The 16,179-nt window shown below is 72.4% G+C and carries 15 protein-coding genes and 1 tRNA gene; 9 read left to right on the top strand and 7 right to left on the bottom strand.

Translation table 11 applies throughout. The features are described from left to right. Positions 1 to 40 precede the first annotated feature (40 nt). The 3 genes from AQJ54_RS39170 to AQJ54_RS39160 form a co-directional block, all read right to left on the bottom strand. Entirely contained in the window at positions 41 to 1,345 is a 1,305-nt protein-coding gene (locus AQJ54_RS39170; RefSeq protein ID WP_062031148.1) for an ABC transporter substrate-binding protein, read from the bottom strand. A gap of 258 nt (positions 1,346 to 1,603) precedes the next feature. Further along, on the bottom strand, positions 1,604 to 3,031 hold the full coding sequence (locus tag AQJ54_RS39165; protein ID WP_062245870.1) for a sensor histidine kinase: 1,428 nt from the start codon (positions 3,029 to 3,031) through the stop codon (positions 1,604 to 1,606). Then, the gene (locus tag AQJ54_RS39160) at positions 3,028 to 3,717 is read right to left on the bottom strand and encodes a response regulator transcription factor (RefSeq protein ID WP_062245868.1); all 690 of its coding nucleotides are present in this window, start codon (positions 3,715 to 3,717) and stop codon (positions 3,028 to 3,030) included. The genes AQJ54_RS39165 and AQJ54_RS39160 overlap by 4 nt, the downstream gene beginning before the upstream one ends. Positions 3,718 to 3,815: 98 nt before the next feature. Here AQJ54_RS39160 and AQJ54_RS39155 point away from each other — a divergent pair, with 98 nt between their 5' ends. Beyond that, positions 3,816 to 4,316 carry a superantigen-like protein SSL4 gene (locus AQJ54_RS39155; protein ID WP_062245866.1) on the top strand — a complete coding sequence of 167 codons (501 nt, stop codon included), beginning with the start codon at positions 3,816 to 3,818 and terminating at the stop codon, positions 4,314 to 4,316. Positions 4,317 to 4,350: 34 nt separating this feature from the next. On the opposite strand, the gene AQJ54_RS39150 is transcribed toward AQJ54_RS39155, so the two are convergent. Continuing rightward, the gene (locus AQJ54_RS39150; RefSeq protein ID WP_062245865.1) at positions 4,351 to 5,214 is read right to left on the bottom strand and encodes a spermidine synthase; all 864 of its coding nucleotides are present in this window, start codon (positions 5,212 to 5,214) and stop codon (positions 4,351 to 4,353) included. Positions 5,215 to 5,265: 51 nt separating this feature from the next. Then, a complete protein-coding gene (locus AQJ54_RS39145; protein ID WP_199821231.1) occupies positions 5,266 to 5,616 on the bottom strand; it encodes a hypothetical protein in 351 nt (116 codons plus the stop codon). Between the two features lie 265 nt (positions 5,617 to 5,881). On the opposite strand from AQJ54_RS39145, the gene AQJ54_RS39140 reads away from it, so the two are divergent. Further along, on the top strand, positions 5,882 to 7,288 hold the full coding sequence (locus AQJ54_RS39140) for an NsdA family TPR-like regulatory protein (RefSeq protein WP_062031163.1): 1,407 nt from the start codon (positions 5,882 to 5,884) through the stop codon (positions 7,286 to 7,288). Positions 7,289 to 7,420: 132 nt separating this feature from the next. Here AQJ54_RS39140 and AQJ54_RS39135 read toward each other — a convergent pair whose 3' ends face one another. Beyond that, the gene (locus AQJ54_RS39135; protein WP_062245863.1) at positions 7,421 to 8,017 is read right to left on the bottom strand and encodes a histidine phosphatase family protein; all 597 of its coding nucleotides are present in this window, start codon (positions 8,015 to 8,017) and stop codon (positions 7,421 to 7,423) included. A 208-nt stretch (positions 8,018 to 8,225) separates the two neighbouring features. Between AQJ54_RS39135 and AQJ54_RS39130 the strand changes: the two genes are divergently transcribed. The 7 genes from AQJ54_RS39130 to AQJ54_RS39100 all read left to right on the top strand — a co-directional run bounded on the left by AQJ54_RS39130 (position 8,226) and on the right by AQJ54_RS39100 (position 14,586). Continuing rightward, on the top strand, positions 8,226 to 9,179 hold the full coding sequence (locus tag AQJ54_RS39130) for a phosphatase PAP2 family protein (RefSeq protein ID WP_062031168.1): 954 nt from the start codon (positions 8,226 to 8,228) through the stop codon (positions 9,177 to 9,179). Then, a complete protein-coding gene (locus AQJ54_RS39125; protein ID WP_062031171.1) occupies positions 9,130 to 10,311 on the top strand; it encodes a hypothetical protein in 1,182 nt (393 codons plus the stop codon). Before AQJ54_RS39130 ends, AQJ54_RS39125 begins: the two co-directional genes overlap by 50 nt. Beyond that, a complete protein-coding gene (locus tag AQJ54_RS39120; protein ID WP_062245860.1) occupies positions 10,302 to 11,915 on the top strand; it encodes a hypothetical protein in 1,614 nt (537 codons plus the stop codon). Before AQJ54_RS39125 ends, AQJ54_RS39120 begins: the two co-directional genes overlap by 10 nt. Next, positions 11,912 to 13,249 carry an AAA domain-containing protein gene (locus tag AQJ54_RS39115; RefSeq protein WP_062245859.1) on the top strand — a complete coding sequence of 446 codons (1,338 nt, stop codon included), beginning with the start codon at positions 11,912 to 11,914 and terminating at the stop codon, positions 13,247 to 13,249. The genes AQJ54_RS39120 and AQJ54_RS39115 overlap by 4 nt, the downstream gene beginning before the upstream one ends. 170 nt (positions 13,250 to 13,419) lie before the next feature. Next, complete coding sequence (locus AQJ54_RS39110) at positions 13,420 to 13,791, top strand: hypothetical protein (protein ID WP_062245887.1); 372 nt, start codon at positions 13,420 to 13,422, stop codon at positions 13,789 to 13,791. Positions 13,792 to 13,934: 143 nt separating this feature from the next. Then, positions 13,935 to 14,522: a bifunctional DNA primase/polymerase gene (locus tag AQJ54_RS39105; protein ID WP_062245857.1), complete on the top strand. Its 588-nt coding sequence runs from the start codon at positions 13,935 to 13,937 to the stop codon at positions 14,520 to 14,522. Next, positions 14,513 to 14,586: transfer RNA gene (locus AQJ54_RS39100), tRNA-Lys, on the top strand. The genes AQJ54_RS39105 and AQJ54_RS39100 overlap by 10 nt, the downstream gene beginning before the upstream one ends. A 140-nt stretch (positions 14,587 to 14,726) precedes the next feature. Here the strand turns inward: AQJ54_RS39100 and AQJ54_RS39095 are convergent. Next, positions 14,727 to 15,980 carry a M6 family metalloprotease domain-containing protein gene (locus AQJ54_RS39095; protein WP_062245855.1) on the bottom strand — a complete coding sequence of 418 codons (1,254 nt, stop codon included), beginning with the start codon at positions 15,978 to 15,980 and terminating at the stop codon, positions 14,727 to 14,729. Positions 15,981 to 16,179 lie beyond the last annotated feature (199 nt).

The raw sequence follows: 16,179 nt of genomic DNA, 5'->3' as shown, positions 1-16,179 counted from the left end.
TGGGGAGACGTTGTGTCGGTAGTCATGACAGCCGCTCAGCTCAGGAGGACGCGAAGATCGTCTTCTTCTGGCGTTCGATCGAGGACAGCAGACTGTCGACGCCCTTGGGGTTCTGGAGGAACTTCTGCAGCGAGGGCTGCATCACCGTCGAGGTGAAGTCCGGACGCGAGTCACGGTCCATGAACTGCGTCAGGCTCTTCGCCCCCGAGATCATCTCGAACGCCTTCTTCTGCAACGGCGTGTAGGAGGAGGTGTCGGCCTTGCTGGAGGCGGCCACCACGCTGGAGTCGGCCTTGAGGTAGATCTGCTCCGCCTCCGGGGTGCCCAGGTACTCCAGCAGCTTGGTGACGCCGGCCTTGTTCTTCGGCGACTTGGAGACCATGAAGCCGTCCGTGGGCGCCTCGACCGTGTCCTGCCCGTACGCGGGGTTGATCTCCGGGAAGGCGAAGAAGTCCAGGTCGTCCAGGTCCGCCTTGTTGGTGAACTGCTGCGCCACGAACGTGCCCAGCAGATACATGCCCGCCTTCTTGGACACCAGCGTCTGGGCGGCGTCCTGCCAGGTGCGGCCCATGAAACCGTCCTGGTGGTAGGGCAGCAGCTCGGCCCAGTGGTCGAAGACGGCCTTGACCTTGGGGTCGGTCCACGCGGCCTTGCCCGCCATCAGCTCGACGTGGAAGTCGTAGCCGTTGAGGCGGAAGTTGATCTGGTCGAACGTGCCCATCGCCGGCCAGGCGTCCTTGTCGCCGAACGCGATCGGGACCAGGCCGTCCTTCTTCATCTGCTTGGACAGGGCGACCAGCTGGTCCCACGTGGTCGGCACCTGGTAGCCGTGCTGCTGGAAGACGCTCTTGCGGTAGAAGAGCGCCCACGGGTACGTGTACAGCGGCACGAAGTAGTACTTGCCGTCGGCACCCTTGGACAGCTTCTTCATGGCGTCCGGGAAGTTCCCGCCGATCTTCGCCCACACGTCGTCGATCGGGGAGGCGAGGTTCTTCGCGGCGAAGAACTGCATCCGGTACCCGGCGAACCAGTTGAACACGTCGTCCGGCGTGCCCTGCAGATACGAGTTGATCTGCTCCTGGAACGTGTTGTGGTCCTTGGTGTTCACGTCGACCGTGATCCCGGACTGCTTCTGGAAGGCCGCGTAGATCTCGGCAAACGCCTTCTTCGGCACCGCGTCCGACGCGTTCGACCCGAGGCTCACGGTCTTCGGGTCGCTGGAGCTGCCGCTGCTGCCACAGGCGGACAGCAGCGGGATACCCGCCCCCAGAAGGGCGGCGCCACCCACCCCCTTGAGCAGACCGCGGCGGCTGGGCGAAGGCAGAGACGACGAGAGATCACGCATGGACGGCTCCTGAAGGCAGGGTTCAGTCATGGAGGGATTCGAAGACCGGTCGTAATCAACCAGAAATCAACTTGACCGAACACGGTGGCGCAATGACAGCCGTATGTCCGGTCAACCGTCAAGACCCTCTCGGTCCCATTTGTCGAAACGTGACCGACACGTTGGCCCGCCTCCACAGCTCCCATGGAATCGTCAGTGGCAGGCGGCGAACGCCTTCGAGAAAACGAAGCTTTCCGGAACGATCGGCTCCGGGTGGCATCAGCGTAGTTCGTCGCGCCCGCGCACGGTGCGGGACCGGTGGAAGGGCGGGACCAGTCGGCCCGTACGGCGTCGGCGCACCCGGTGTCCCCGGCGCACCGGCTCCCGCCCGCCCAGCTGGATCCAGATCCGCACCTCGGTCCCGCCCAGCACCGACGACCCGATGCGGACGTCCCCGCCGGTCGACTCGGCGAGCCGGCGCACGATGTCGAGCCCGAGCCCGGTCGACCCGGCGCTGCCGGAACCCCGGCCGCGCGCCATCGCGGCCTCGGGGTCGCGGATGCCGGGCCCGGCGTCGGAGACGAGCACGATCACGGCGTCCTCGCCGTTGTGCACGTCGACCGCGAAGGCGGTGCCCTCGGCGGTGTGCCGGAAGACATTGCCGAGCAGGGCGTCCAGCGCGGCCACCAGGTCCGCCCGGGCGACGGGTATGCGCACCGGCCGCTCGGTGCCGGCGACCCGCCACTTGCGGCCCTCGTCCTCGGCGAGCGCCGACCAGAACCCCATCCGCTCCCGGACCACCTCGGCCGCGTCGCACCCGGCGCCGGGCCCGGCCGCCGCGGTCTGCGGCTTGGCCTCGCGCGCGGTGCGGATGATGGTGTCGACCTCGCGCTCCAGCTGAGCGACCGCAGCCCGGGTCTGCTCGGCGGCCGGCCCCTCCCCGAGCGAGGCCGCGTTCAGCCGCAGCACGGTCAGCGGGGTGCGCAGCCGGTGCGACAGATCGGCGGCCAGCTCTCTCTCGTTCGCGAGCAGTTGGACGACCTGGTCGGCCATGGAGTTGAACGCGACGGCCGCGAGTCTGAGTTCGGTCGGCCCCTCCTCCGGCACCCTCGCGCCCAGCTTCCCCTCCCCCAGTTCGTGGGCGCCTTCGACGAGCTTCCGCGCGGGCCGCACCATCCGTACGCCGAGCCGGTCGGCGACCGCGACCGAGCCGACGACGAGCGCGATGCCGACGCCCGCGAGGACCGCCCAGGCGGTGGCGACACCGTTGCTCACCTCGGACTCGGGGACGTACACCTCGACGACGGCGATCCGGCCGGAGCTGAGCGCGACCGGCTGGAGCAGGGTGGAGCCGCCGGAGACCTCGGTGGTGGAGGCGCGGCCGAGCCTGCGCACGGTGGCGATGTCGTCGGCGGCGGCCCGCTGCCGTCCGATGTCGAGGGCCTTCTGCTCGCTTCCGGGGTCGTCGGCGGCCGGCAGGTGGACGGCCATCCCGGAGTCCGAGCCCGCCGAGGCGACGACCCGCTCCAGCTGGTCCCGGTCGGTGGTGATGGACAGGGCGGGGGCGACGGCGGCGGCCTGGCGCTCGGCGTTGGAGAAGGCGCGGTCGCGGGCCATCTCCTTGATGACGAGCCCGAGCGGGATCGCGAAGGCGACCACGACCATGGTGGTGACCGCCAGGCAGACCTTGACCAGGGCCCATCTCATAGCGGCGGCTCCAGCTTGACCCCGACGCCCCGCAGGGTGTGGAGATAGCGGGGCTGCGCGGCGGTCTCCCCCAACTTCCGCCGGAGCCAGGAGAGATGGACGTCGATGGTCTGGTCGTCGCCGTAGGACTGCTGCCAGACCTCCGCGAGGAGTTCCTTGCGCGGGACGACCACGCCGGGGCGGGCGGCGAGGAAGGCGAGCAGGTCGAACTCCCTGCGGGTGAGGTCGAGTCGGGCGCCGTCCAGCTCGGCCTGGCGGCGCAGCGGGTCCACGCTCAGGCCGCCGACGCGCAGCACGGTCTCCGGCGGGGCGTCACCGCCGGCGGCGCGGGACCGTCGTAGGACGGCGGACATGCGGGCGGAGAGGTGTTCGACGGAGAAGGGCTTGGTGAGGTAGTCGTCCGCCCCGGCGTTGAGCAGGCGGACGATCTCCGTCTCGTCGTCCCGCGCGGTGGCGACGATGACCGGGACGTCGGTGATCCCGCGCAGCATCTTCAGGGCCTCGGAGCCGTCCAGATCGGGCAGACCGAGGTCCAGGATCACCACGTCGAAACGGAAATGGGCGACCTCGCGCAGCGCCTCCAGCGCCGTCCCGACACTGCGCACGGTGTGTGCCGCGTCGGTCAGGTGCCGGATGAGCGCCGAACGAACGAACTGGTCGTCCTCGACCACGAGCACACTTGCCATGCGCCGCACCGTACGCGATTCGGGCGGGCCCGGTCGGGGCCTGTGGACAACTCAGTCCGGGTGCGACCCGTGAGGCGCGTGAGGCAGTATGTCGGGCGATGCGCAGAGCACTCGTACACGTACTGGCCTGGCTGCTCGCCACGGGCGCGGCGGTCACGCTGTCGTGGTGGGGTGTCCACACGGTGATGGCGGGCACGGCCTACGACCCGCCCCGCGCCCTGCCCATCGCGGCCGAGGCGAAGCAGGAGTCGAACCCGCCGGCGTCCCCGACGCCGACCCCGGAGAGGACCGCGACCCCCTCGGCGAGCCCGTCGCCGACGCCGAGGGCCACGACCGCCCGGCCGACCCCCTCGCGGAGCCCGTCCCCCACCGCCTCCGGCCAGGTGAGGAGCTACGACACCGACGGCGGCCGGGCGGTCTTCGACCTCGGCAGGACCTCGGCGACCCTGGTGTCCGCGACTCCGGGCACGGGTTGGTCGATGCAGGTGTGGAAGACGGAGTCGTGGATCCGGGTGGAGTTCTCCTCGGGCGCGGACCGGGTGTCGGTGTTCTGCACGTGGCACGACGGCCCGCCGCGGGTGGAGATCGGGACGTACTGACTCAATCGGGATGTTCCTGCTCAATCGCCTTGACTCAGCGGAACACCGAGGGCGGTGGCGCGGGGGAGGCCACGGCCTTCGCGTCCGTCACGGGGACGGCCCCGCCGGTGAAGTCGAGGAGTGCCCTGCCGTGTTCGACGCGGCCCGGGTGCGGGTCGGAGGCGGCCCGGCGGGTCAGTTCGGCGACCGGCAGGGGGGCGTCGGAGGCGACCAGGACGGCGTTGCCGAAGCGCTTGCCGCGCAGCACGGTCGGGTCGGCGACCAGGGCGAGGTCGGCGAACCGGGCGGCGGCGGTGGCGATCTGGCCGCGGAGGTGGCTGAGCGGCGGTCCGTCGGCGAGGTTCGCGGCGTAGAGGCCGCCCGGTTTGAGGGCTCTTCGGACCTCGTCGAGGAATTCGGCCGAGGTGAGGTGCGCGGGGGTTCTGGCGCCGCTGAACACATCGGCGATCACGAGGTCGGCCCAGCCGTCGGCGACCTTGGCGAGCCCTTCGCGGGCGTCGACGGACCGCACCCGTATCCGCGCGGTCGGCTCCAACGGCAGCTTCTGGCGGACCAGTTGCACGAGGGCGGCGTCCCGCTCGACGACCTGCTGGGTGGAGCGGGGGCGGGTGGCGGCGAGGTACCGGGCGAGGGTGAGGGCGCCGCCGCCGAGGTGGACGGCGTGCAGGGGCCTGCCGGGGGCGGCGGCCAGGTCGATGACATGGCCGAGGCGGCGCTGGTACTCGAAGGAGAGGTGCTGCGGGTCGTCGAGGTCCACGTGGGACTGGGGAGCGCCGTCGATGAGCAGCGTCCACGCGCGCGGGCGGTCCCGGTCGGGGATGAGTTCGGCGAGGCCGCCGTCGACTGGTTCCACGACGGCTTCGGCGACGGAGTTGCCACGCCTCTTGGACTTGCCCATGACGCCATTATCTGCGGCGGATGGGCGTCTCGCGTGCTGGGTGGATCCCGGTCACCGGCAATTGTCCGCGGCCTCGATCAATCTCGCCGCCTCGTCCAGGGCTGCCCGCAGCACCGCCGGATCCGTCGCCAGGTCGGCGTCCCCCGGTGGGAGCAGCCAGTCCGAGCCCTCCACCGGCGGCTCCGGAGCCAGCCGCAGCCCTCGCCCGTCCGTCTCCGTGCACGTACTGCCCGGCACGTCCCAGCCCGCCGCCGTGCCCGGTGGCACCAGGAACCCCAGGGTCTCGCCGCCGTCGTCGTGCAGTACGGGTCCGACCCCCTCGCCCACCCCCCGCCGCAGGATGTCGACGGCCTCCAGGCCGTGTCGCGTCGGTACCGTGACCACGTCACAGCTGATCTCCATCGCGGCCTCCATCAAGGAACCCTCGTCCGACTCCACGGGGTTCAACGCGCGCCCGCGTCAACGGCTACGGCGGAAGTCCGCCGCAAAGGATGGCAGTTCATGGCAGATCTCGGATGAGATATCCGGTTTGTAGCCAAACCCCGCGTGGCGACCCGGACACAGCCGGTACGTTCTTGCCCGCCGGAAACAGGGCGTCACACTGACAAACCAGTCAACTCGCCCCACCTCCGGCATGGTTCGACGGTTCGCACGAGAGGACCCGGCCATGGCGTCGTCACAGATGACCTCGTCCCAGTCCCCCATGCCACCGCGGCCGAACCTCGTGTTCCGGCGCCTGCGCGGCCAGCGCTCGCCGGCCGAGTTCGCCGCGGCGGTACGGCGGGCCGCGCGCGAGATCGGCGAGCTGGTCAGCTGCGACGCACGCTATGTGGGCCGCGTCGAGGCGGGCGAGATCCGCTGCCCCAACTACGCGTACGAACGGGTGTTCCTGCACATGTTCCCCGGCCGCACGCTCACCGACCTGGGCTTCGCGCCCCGCGCGACGGTACGCGGGCGCAGGTCACGGGACGCGTCTGAGACGCGGGGGGCGTACGAGCCGTATGACACGCAAGACACGCAGGACCCTGACGAGACGTACGACAACTACGAGGAGAGCGACGTGCTGCGTCGCGCATTCATGACCGGTGGGGGCGCCACGGTGGCCGCCGCCTCGCTGGGCCCCCTCGGGCTCGCCGCCGACGCCACCGCCGCCGGGCGGCCGGTGCGCCGCGCCGGGGCGAGCGAGGCGGGTGCCCTGGAGGAAGCCGTCCGCAGGATCCGGTTGCTGGACGACCGGCACGGCGCGGACGGCCTGTACCGGCGCGCGGCTGCTCCGCTGCGCGCCGCCTACGCGCTCCTGGACGCGGGCGCGACCCGGCAGACGACCGCCGACCGGCTGCACGCGGGCGCGGGTGAACTCGCCATCTCGGTGGGCTGGCTGGCGCACGACTCGGGGCGGTTCGACGACGCCCGCTCGCACTACGCGGAGGCCCTCGCGACGGCCCGGGTCACGGGTGACGACGCCCTGGAGGCGCACGCCTTCTGCAACACGGCCTTCCTCGCGCGCGACGCGGGCCGGCCGCGGGAGGCGGTGCGGGCCGCGCAGGCGGCGCAGCGCGTGGCACGGCCGCTGGGCTCGGCCCGGCTGATGTCGCTGCTCTCGCTGCGCGAGGCGGGCGGCTGGGCGGGCCTCGCCGACCGCACCGGCTGCGAGCAGGCCCTCGCCCGCGCGCAGGCCTACTTCGAGCGGGGGGTCGGCGACTCGGACCCCGAGTGGATGAGCTTCTACGGCGAGGCCGAGCTGGAAGGCCTGGAGGCGCAGTGCTGGTCCACGCTGGGCGACTGGCGCCGGGCCGCCCGGCACGCACGCCGGGCGGCGGACCTCCAGGACCCGCACTTCACCCGCAACATCGCGCTGTACACCGCCGAACTGGCCGACGACCTGGCCCGCGGCGGCCGGCCCGACGAGGGGGCGGCGGCGGGACTGCGGGTGCTGGAGCTGCTGGGCGAGGTCCAGTCCTCCCGCATCCAGACGATGCTGGCGGGAACGGCGAGGGTGCTGCTGCCGCATCGGAGGGCGGCGGGGGTGTCGGCGTTCCTGGAACGCCATGCGTCCACGCCGAGGAGTGCGTGACGGGGGTTCGTGTTCGACTGCGGCCCGGTGGGGGCTTCTCGCGCAGTTCCCCGCGCCCCTGAAGGTGGGTGCAGTCACGTCTTTCAGGGGCGCGGGGAACTGCGCGACCAGCCCCCGCTCAGCCGCACCCGACTACGAACCCAGGTGCCCCAAGTCGTTCCAGCTCTCGATCGCCGGCTCCCCGTAAGCCCACCCCAGCACAGACAAGGACGTCGGATTGAGGCGTATCCGCGCAGCGAAATCGATCGGCGCCCCGAGCCACCGCGCCCCGATGGACCGCAGGATGTGCCCGTGGGCGAACACCAGCACATCCCGGTCCGCGGACCTGGCCCAGGCCACGACCTCGTCCGCCCGCGCGGCGACCTGCTCCAGGGACTCCCCCGAAGGGACCCCGTCCCGCCAGATCAGCCACCCCGGCCGCACCGCCTGGATCTCCTCCGGCGTCATGCCCTCGTACGCGCCGTAGTCCCACTCCATGAGCGTGTCCCAGGTGACCGCCCGCTCCCCGAACCCGGCGAGCTCGCAGGTCTCACGCGCGCGTGCCAGCGGGCTCGTGCGGATCTCCACCCCGGCCAGGCCGTCGTACGGTGCCCGGTGCAGCCGTTCGCCGAGCAGCTTGGCCCCCCGCCGGCCCTCCTCCAGAAGCGGCACGTCCGTCCTGCCCGTGTGCTTGCCGGACAGCGACCACTCGGTCTGTCCGTGCCGGGCCAGCAGGATGCGCGGTGCCATGAAGAAACCTTTCCGGGGGAAAACGGAGGCGGAACCCCTCCATCATCGCGCACCCTGTGGGAGGGCAACCCGAAGGGCGATCTCTGCGTCTTCGACATCCGAAGGCGCTGCGTGGGGGCACTCCACAGGGGCCCGCACATACGCCGTAAAGTGGCACGACCGGAAACGACCACCGGAAGCCGCGCGAAACGAAGGGGGACAGGATCGGATGCCGCTGACCGAGACACCAGGCACCGAGGCAGTCCCGGACACGCGGCTGCGTTGGTGGACCGAGCTGCCCCTGATCGTGCTGGTGTACGCCTGCTACAGCGCGGGGCGGCTGCTGGCCCGGGGCGATGTGTCCGGTGCCGTCGACCACGGTCTCGCGATCCTGAAGGTCGAGAAGTTCCTGCACATCAACGCCGAGCACCCGTTGAACCGGCTGTTCACCAGCGAGGCCTGGATCGGCGTGCCCGCGGACTTCTGGTACGCCTCGCTGCACTACCTGGTCACGCCGGCCGTCCTGATCTGGCTCTTCCGCTCCCGCAGCGCGCACTACCGGGCGGCCCGCACCTGGCTGATGACGTCCACCTTCATGGGCCTGATCGGCTTCACCCTGCTGCCGACCTGCCCGCCCCGCCTGCTGTCTGCGGGCCACGGCTTCGTCGACACCATGGCCCAGTACAGCTCGTACGGCTGGTGGGGCGGCGAGGCGAGCGCCCCGCGGGGCATGGGCGGCATGACGAACCAGTACGCGGCCATGCCGAGCCTGCACGTCGGCTGGGCCCTGTGGTGCGGAGTGATGCTGTGGCGCTACGGCACCACGCGGACGACGAGGGTCGCGGCCGTGGCCTACCCGCTGATCACCACGATCGTGGTGATGGGCACCGCGAACCACTACTTCCTCGACGCGGTCGCGGGCGCGGTCGTGATGGGGCTCGGGTTCCTGCTCGCCCCGTACGTCAGCCGGGTCGCGACGCGGGCCACGGCGGGTGTCCGGGCCCGGATCACCACCGTCTCCCTCGCCTCTCGGGACGCAGAGCCCTCAATTGTCAGTGCCGGATGCCAGACTTCGGCGGGTGAGCACATTCCACGGCAGCGTGAGTCCCGGTTCGCAGGCGGAGCCGAGCCGAGTGCCGCTCCCACGGACGCGGGGGACGGCGCTCCGGCAGCGGCTCGCTGAGCTGCGCGGCCCCGAGGTCCCGGCCAAGGCGCTGGACGCCCGCGCCCTCGCGGCCCTGGCCGCGAACCCCGGGTGCAAGCGGCGCGCGATCCTCGACGGCGCGGGGGTGAACAAGACGGCGCTGGCGAGCGCGCTGGGCGCCCCCTCGGCCTTCGGGCAGTCGCAGTTCGCCCTGACCCGTGGCAACGCCTTCGAGGCGAAGGTCAAGGCGGACGGCGGCGCGGAGCTGCTGCGGCTGGTGCACGAGCGCCTGGACCGCGGTGCCGAACCGCCCGCCGAGGCCGAGGTCCCCGACCTCACCGCGATCGGCCCCGAGGGCCGCACCGCGCGGACGGCCCTCGCCCTGCGGGAAGCGACCGCCGGCGCCTGGACGCTCCTCGACCACCCCATGCTCGCGCTCGACGTCGCCGGTTCCCCCGCCTTCCTGGAGCCGGACGCGGTGGTCGTGCACCCGGACGGCAGTTGGACCGTCGTGGAGATCAAGTCCTTCCCGCTGCTGGACGGTTCGGCGGACCCGTCGAAGGTGGGCGCGGCCGCCCGCCAGGCCGCGGTGTACGTCCTGGCGCTGGAGGAGGTCGCGGCCCGGCTGGACCCGGCGCCGAAGGTCCGCCACCGCGTCCTGCTGGTCTGCCCCAAGGACTTCTCCAACCTCCCCGCCGCCTCCGCCGTCGACATCCGCAAACAGCGCGCGGTCACGGCCCGCCAACTGGCCCGCCTGACCCGCATCGAGGACATCGCCGACACGCTTCCCGAAGGCACCTGCTTCGCCCCGGACCTGCCCGCCGCCGAGCTGACCGCCGCGGTCGAGTCGGTCCCGGCGACCTACGCGCCCGAGTGCCTGTCCGCGTGCGAACTCGCCTTCCACTGCCGCGACCGCTCCCGCGCGGAGGGCGCGGTGACCTCCCTGGGCCGCTCGGTCCGCGCGGAGCTGGGCGGCCTGACGACGGTGGAGGACGTCCTGGCGGCGGCCCGCGGCGAGACCGGCGACCCGGACGACCCGGCGGTGGCGGCCCTGCGGCGAGCGGCGGAGCTGCGGTCGGAGGCCCTGGGGGCACGTCCGGAAGTCCTGCGGCGCCGTCCGGAGACCCCGGAAGGGCCGGCCGAGGCCCTGGGGGTGAGCGCATGTCGCTGATCACCACCCTGGCCCGCCTGGAAGCCGTCAGCACCGGCCGTGCCCAGCCGGCCGCCACGGTCCGGCACCGCCATCTCTCCGACCACCCCCTCGTCCTCGTCCCGCTCACCACCGCGGGCGAGGCCGGTGCCCCGCTCGGCGCGCTCGTGGGCACCGACCGGGACGCCCCGCAGCTGCTGGTCGTACCGCAGCCCCGGGACCGGGACCTCCGGTTCGCGTTCCTGTCCGAGCTGGCGGACATCGTGCTGCCCTACGTCGACGGTTACGCGGAGTCGGTGGAGGCCGCCGAGCGCAACGAGACCGACCCGGAGACCGGCAAGCGCGTCAAGGTCGAGGTCGAACTGTGCGCGGACGCCCCGCAGCTGATCGTGCCGAGCCGCGCGGGCGTCGATTTCCTCCGGCTGCTGGGGCGCTCCATGCGCTTTCGGCGTACGGCGGAGCAGGACCCGGAGACGCCCTATCCGGCCCCGCCCCGGGTGCCGTTGCTGGGCCGGTGGCTGACCCACTTCGGGGAGCGCGCCCGGATGCCGGGCTCCTCGCTGCTGCCGGCGATGACGGACCTGCTGGCCCGGCACTGGTCCACCGGCCAGTCCACCCTGGAGGACCAGCACCTGGGCGCGCTGCTCGCGTGGATCGACCCGCCCGAGGGCCGCTCGGGCGCCGAGGCCGCGCTGGAGGCCGAGCTCGCCCGGGACGAGCAGGGCCAGTTGCGGCACCCCCCGGCCGGCCCGGCCACCGACCCGGCGTTCGACAACAAGCTGCTCGCCCCCGCCTTCGAGCGCTACGACCGCGCGCGCACCGCCCTCCATGCCGCCGAGGACGGTCTGGAGGCCGACGACCGGCTCGGCGCGCTCACCGCCGCCGAAGAGGAGATCCGCGGCCTCGTCCTCAGCCGGACCCGCCCCACCTGGGACGCGGTGTGGCACGGCATCGACCTGCTGCGGGCGCTGCCCGAGGGGGCGCACGTCGAGGAGCGGTGGACGCGCGACCGCTGGTCGTTCACCGGCCACCGCGACCGGGTCACGGCGGGCGAGCCCCCGCAGCCGCGCCGCGACGACGCGGTCACCGCCGCCAACAAACTCGCCTCACGCGAGCGCGAACAGGCCCGCCTGGAGGCGCAGGAGGCACTGGACGACCCGCTGGTGATGGCGGGGCGGCGGCTGGCCGGGGAGGCGTTCGCCGGGGAGGTCACCGACGTGGTGATGACGTACAGCGAGGGCAAGCGGCCGAGCCCACGCCCGCTGGTCACCGTACGGACCGAGGACCGGCCGCATCTGGGCGAGCGGGCCAAGGTGTACCGCTCGCTGGGCGGGAAGCCGCAGTCGGCGGAGTTCGTGGGGTACGAGGACTCCGCCGAGGGCTCGCCTGAGGGTGGCGCCCTGATCGTCCTCAAGATCCTCGACAAGATGGGCCGCGGCAAGGAGCCGGAGGCAGGGTCGGTGCCGGAGAAGGGCGACCGGGTGTGCTTCACGCTCTTCGAGCACGAGCAGCGGGGTGGGGCGAAGCTGCCCGAGCCGGAGGACACGCCCTGGACGCACGGCGGTCCGCCCGGTGAGGCCGTGCAGGAGACCGCCGATCCCGTGACCCCGGAGGACGTGCTGTGACCACCCAGGTCTTCGATCCCGGAGCGGCCGCCGGCGAGGCCACCGAGGCGATCCTCCGCGACACCCTGCACGGCGCCCACCGGGGTGTCGTGGTGGACTCCCCGCCGGGCGCCGGCAAGTCCACCCTCGTGGTCCGCGCGGCGCTGGAACTGGCCGACGCGGGGCGCCCGTTGATGGTGGTCGCGCAGACCAACGCCCAGGTCGACGACCTCGTGCTCAGACTGGCCGAGAAGAACCCGGAGCTGCCGGTCGGGCGGTTGCACAGCAGCGACGCCGACCCGTACGACAAGGCGCTGGACCGCCTGCCCCAGGTCCGCAAGTCGGCGAAGGCGGGCGATCTCACCGGGCTGCCGGTCGTGATCTCGACGGCCGCCAAGTGGGGGCATGTGAAGGTCGACGAGCCGTGGGCGCACGCGATCGTCGACGAGGCGTACCAGATGCGGTCCGACTCGCTGCTGGCGGTGGCGGGGCTGTTCGAGCGGGCGCTGTTCGTGGGCGACCCGGGGCAGCTGGATCCGTTCGCGATCGTGGGGAGCGAGCAGTGGGCGGGGCTGTCGTACGACCCCTCGGCCTCCGCGGTGACGACCCTGCTGGCGCACAACCCCGAACTCCCGCAGCACCGCCTCCCCGTCTCCTGGCGGCTCCCGGCCTCGGCGGCACCCCTGGTCTCGGACGCCTTCTACCCGTACACCCCCTTCCGTAGCGGCACGGACCACGACGACCGCCGACTCGCCTTCGCGGTGCCGTCGGACGGCTCGGGCCCCGACAAGGTGATCGACGCGGCGGCCGAATCCGGCTGGGGCCTACTGGAGCTGCCCGCGCGGCACACTCCGCGCACGGACCCGGAGGCGGTGCGGGCGGTGGCGGCGGTCGTACGGCGGCTGCTGGACCGGGGCGGGGCGGCGACGTCGGAGCGCTCACCGGATCCCACACCGCTGACCGCCGACCGGATCGCCGTCGGCACGGCGCACCGGGACCAGGCGGCGGCGGTGCGCGCGGCGCTGGCGGACCTCGGTGTCGCCGACGTCACGGTGGACACCGCGAACCGGCTCCAGGGGCGTGAGTACGACGTCACGGTCGTCCTGCATCCCCTTTCCGGCCGCCCCGACGCCACCGCCTTCCATCTGGAGACGGGCCGCCTGTGCGTCCTGGCCTCCCGCCACCGCCACGCCTGCATCGTGGTGTGCCGGGCGGGCGTGAGCGACCTGCTCGACGACTACCCGTCGACGGAACCGGTCCAGCTGGGAACGCTGGTGAAGTTCCCGGACGGCTGGGAGGCGAACCACGCGGTACTGGCACGGCTGGGAGAGCACCGGGTGGCGTGGCGGCCATGACCGGCCCCGTCGTGCGGAGTCCGTGAGCGGGAACATCGCAAGCGCCGTGGGCCTTGGTACCGCCGGAGGCGTCCCGCCCTCTTGCACGGGCGCGGGACAATGGACGGTGGCCCATGCACAGTCGGGCCGCCGGTACGGACGAGGTACGAGGTTACGAGGAGGACGAAGACATGGCGGAGCCCACGCCGCGTCGGAACGAACCGCGGCTACGCCCCGCGCCCCTGCTGTTCGAGCCCGCACAGGTGGCCGACGACCCCGAGCACTTCTTCGATCTGGAGTCGATCGACGACCCCCGCGCCCAGCTGGCCCGGGCCACCGAGCTGGCGCACGCGTTCCGCGCCGCGGCGGACCGCGCGGTCGAGTTCCAGGCGATGGCGGCGGCGCAGCTGGCCGACCCCCGGCGCTTCGACCGGCTGACCGCGGCGGACATCGCCGAGCGCGCCGAGTGGACCGAGGACTACGCGAAGAAGATGGTCGAGTTCGGCCGCGAGCTGCTGCGCGGTGTGGAGGACGGCGGCCGTGGACACGCGGACCCCGTCTGAGCCTGATGCGGTGGCCGTGACCGCCGCTTGAGTAAAGCTTTGGCATATGCCAGGCGGGCAAGATACTCCCCTCTCCCCTCCCCTGTCCCGGATTCCCGCAACCCTCGGGAGCCGCGCGCTCACGCCCGGTACCTGTAGATGCCATGAGCGCACGCGACGAACCTTTCTCCGACCGCTTCGACGTCTCCGGTGTCACCACGGACGGGGCCGCCTGGCTCACCTCGGCAGGAACGTATCCGCGCAGCACCCTGGCGTTGTGGGAGGAACGGCCCACCGCTCCGGTGGTGCTGCCCTGCGGCACCGCCTTCGACGTGGTCAGCGTCCCCGCGATCTTCGGGCGCCGGATGCTGGACCGGCTGTGGGACGAGGGGCCGGGCTCGGGGCCGGTCGCCACGCTGCGGGGGCGGATGCTGCTCTTCTCGGCGCCGGGCACGGCTCAGCGGCTGCCGTCGCTGCTGCGGTGGGAGGAGTTCGGGCGGACGGGGGCGATCCCGCCGCTGCTGTGCCACGGCACGGGCGACGCGGTGACCGTCCCAGCCCCGCTGAGCGCCGCGCACTCCGGACTGACGTCCCGCTGGCTGGTCGCCCCGGACACCCGCCACCCCTGGCTGCCGGGCCCGGAAATCCTGGTCTGGGCGGCCGTCCGGGCGGCCCGGAACGCCGTGCGGATTTCGATTTTTCCCCCGGCCGATCAGGATGCTAAGGTCTACGACGTCAGCAGGCGCCGCTAGCTCAGTTGGTTAGAGCAGCTGACTCTTAATCAGCGGGTCCGGGGTTCGAGTCCCTGGCGGCGCACGACGTCGATGGCGAGGCATGTTCGCGGAAAGCGCGAACCGGCCTCGCCGTCGTCATTTCTGCGCGGCTGCGCCGCGCGTTGTGGGGGCTCCGCCACCCACACCCCCCTCCCTGTCGGCCACCGTGCCGTAGGTCGAGAGTCAGCCCGCCGTGATCTGCACGTTCCACGCCCCCGTCGGTGTCCGGCTTGTCACCTTCAGTTGGACCTTGGTGTCCGGGACCGTGAAGGTTTCGCCGGTGTCGACCGGGGCGTCGGCCAGGGGTGGGTAGACGGAGTTCTCCCAGCAGGCCTCGGTGCGGGGGTGGGCGTCGATGACCTGGACGGGGCCCGTGCCGGACGCGGTGCCGCTGTGGACGCGGTAGATCAGGATGCCCTGCCGGCACACCGCCGCGTCGGGGCCCACCGCCCCGCGTGCCTCGAAGGCGAGCACGCTGTCGTCCCCGGTGCGGACCACCGCGAGCTTGGTGCCGCGGCCCGGGCCGAAGATCCCGGCGTTGCCGGGGCCGGTCTCCAGCGGCTCCAGCGTCAGCCGCTTGGGCTCGGGCCCCCGTACGCACACCACCTGCCGCCGCTCCAGCCAGCCCAGCTTCCACTTGTGCCAGGCGAACAGGTCCGGGGCGAGACCGAACTGGCTGCCCATCAGGTCCCAGTCGCCGACGTAGGTGTCCCAGTCGCCCTTGCCGTCCGCGGGCCGGTGGTAGAGGTCCGGAAGATCGAACACGTGCCCGGTCTCGTGGGCCAGCACCAGCCGGTCCGGCGGGTGCTTCTCGAAGACCGTGACCACCCGGCGGATGTCCGTGCCGTCCGCCCGCAGCGGCACGTCCAGGTTGACGACCTTCGTGGCGTCCGAGTCGACGCCGGGCGCGTCCGGGTCGGCGACGAAGTAGACGACGTCGTAGCGCGAGAAGTCGACCTGGGGGTCGGCCGCGGCGAGGGCGTCCCGGAGGTAGGCGGCCCGGTCCGGGGCGCTCCAGTCGCGCTGTATGGCGTACGACGTCGACGGCCTCGGCATCCGGATCCAGTGCCGCAGCGAGTGCGGGCGCAGGGTGAAGCGGCCGTAGGAGGCCTGCTCGAAGAAGCGGGTGGTGCCCGGGAAGTGATCGGCGGTCAGCTCGGCGGGGCTGGTCAGGGGCCGGGCGTCCGGGAAGGAGAGGAAGACCATGACCGCGTCGAGGGCGCGGGCCGGGCGCGGATAGGCGCTGTTCCAGGTGTCCAGGCCCTCCGAGTGGTGGGCCTCGGTGCGCTCCAGGGTGCAGGGCGCCGAGGAGAAGGGTTCGGCCGCGGAGTGGCCGGCGACGAGGGAGGTGGCGGCGAGGGCCGCCATGGTGGTGAACACGGCGGCGGTGCTGCGCAGTCGGGGGCGCGGGAGAGTGCGCGGAAACGGGCGCGGCAACAGGACCTCCGGGAACGGTTCACGGGATACCGCACCCAGCCTGTGTGGTTTTGCAGTGCTACGTCCTGTTTATCTGCACCGGACGAGTGAGTTGGCGTGACCTCCCGAACCGGCCGACACCCCCGAATCGCTCACGGAACGTCACAACCGGTCCTGGGCCCGAAGAACCCGTCCAGCCCCGGGCAGAAACGATCTGCCA

It is taken from the genome of Streptomyces griseorubiginosus, assembly GCF_001514195.1.
GTDB lineage: Bacteria > Actinomycetota > Actinomycetes > Streptomycetales > Streptomycetaceae > Streptomyces > Streptomyces griseorubiginosus.
This window is presented reverse-complemented; position numbering and strand designations above follow the sequence as displayed.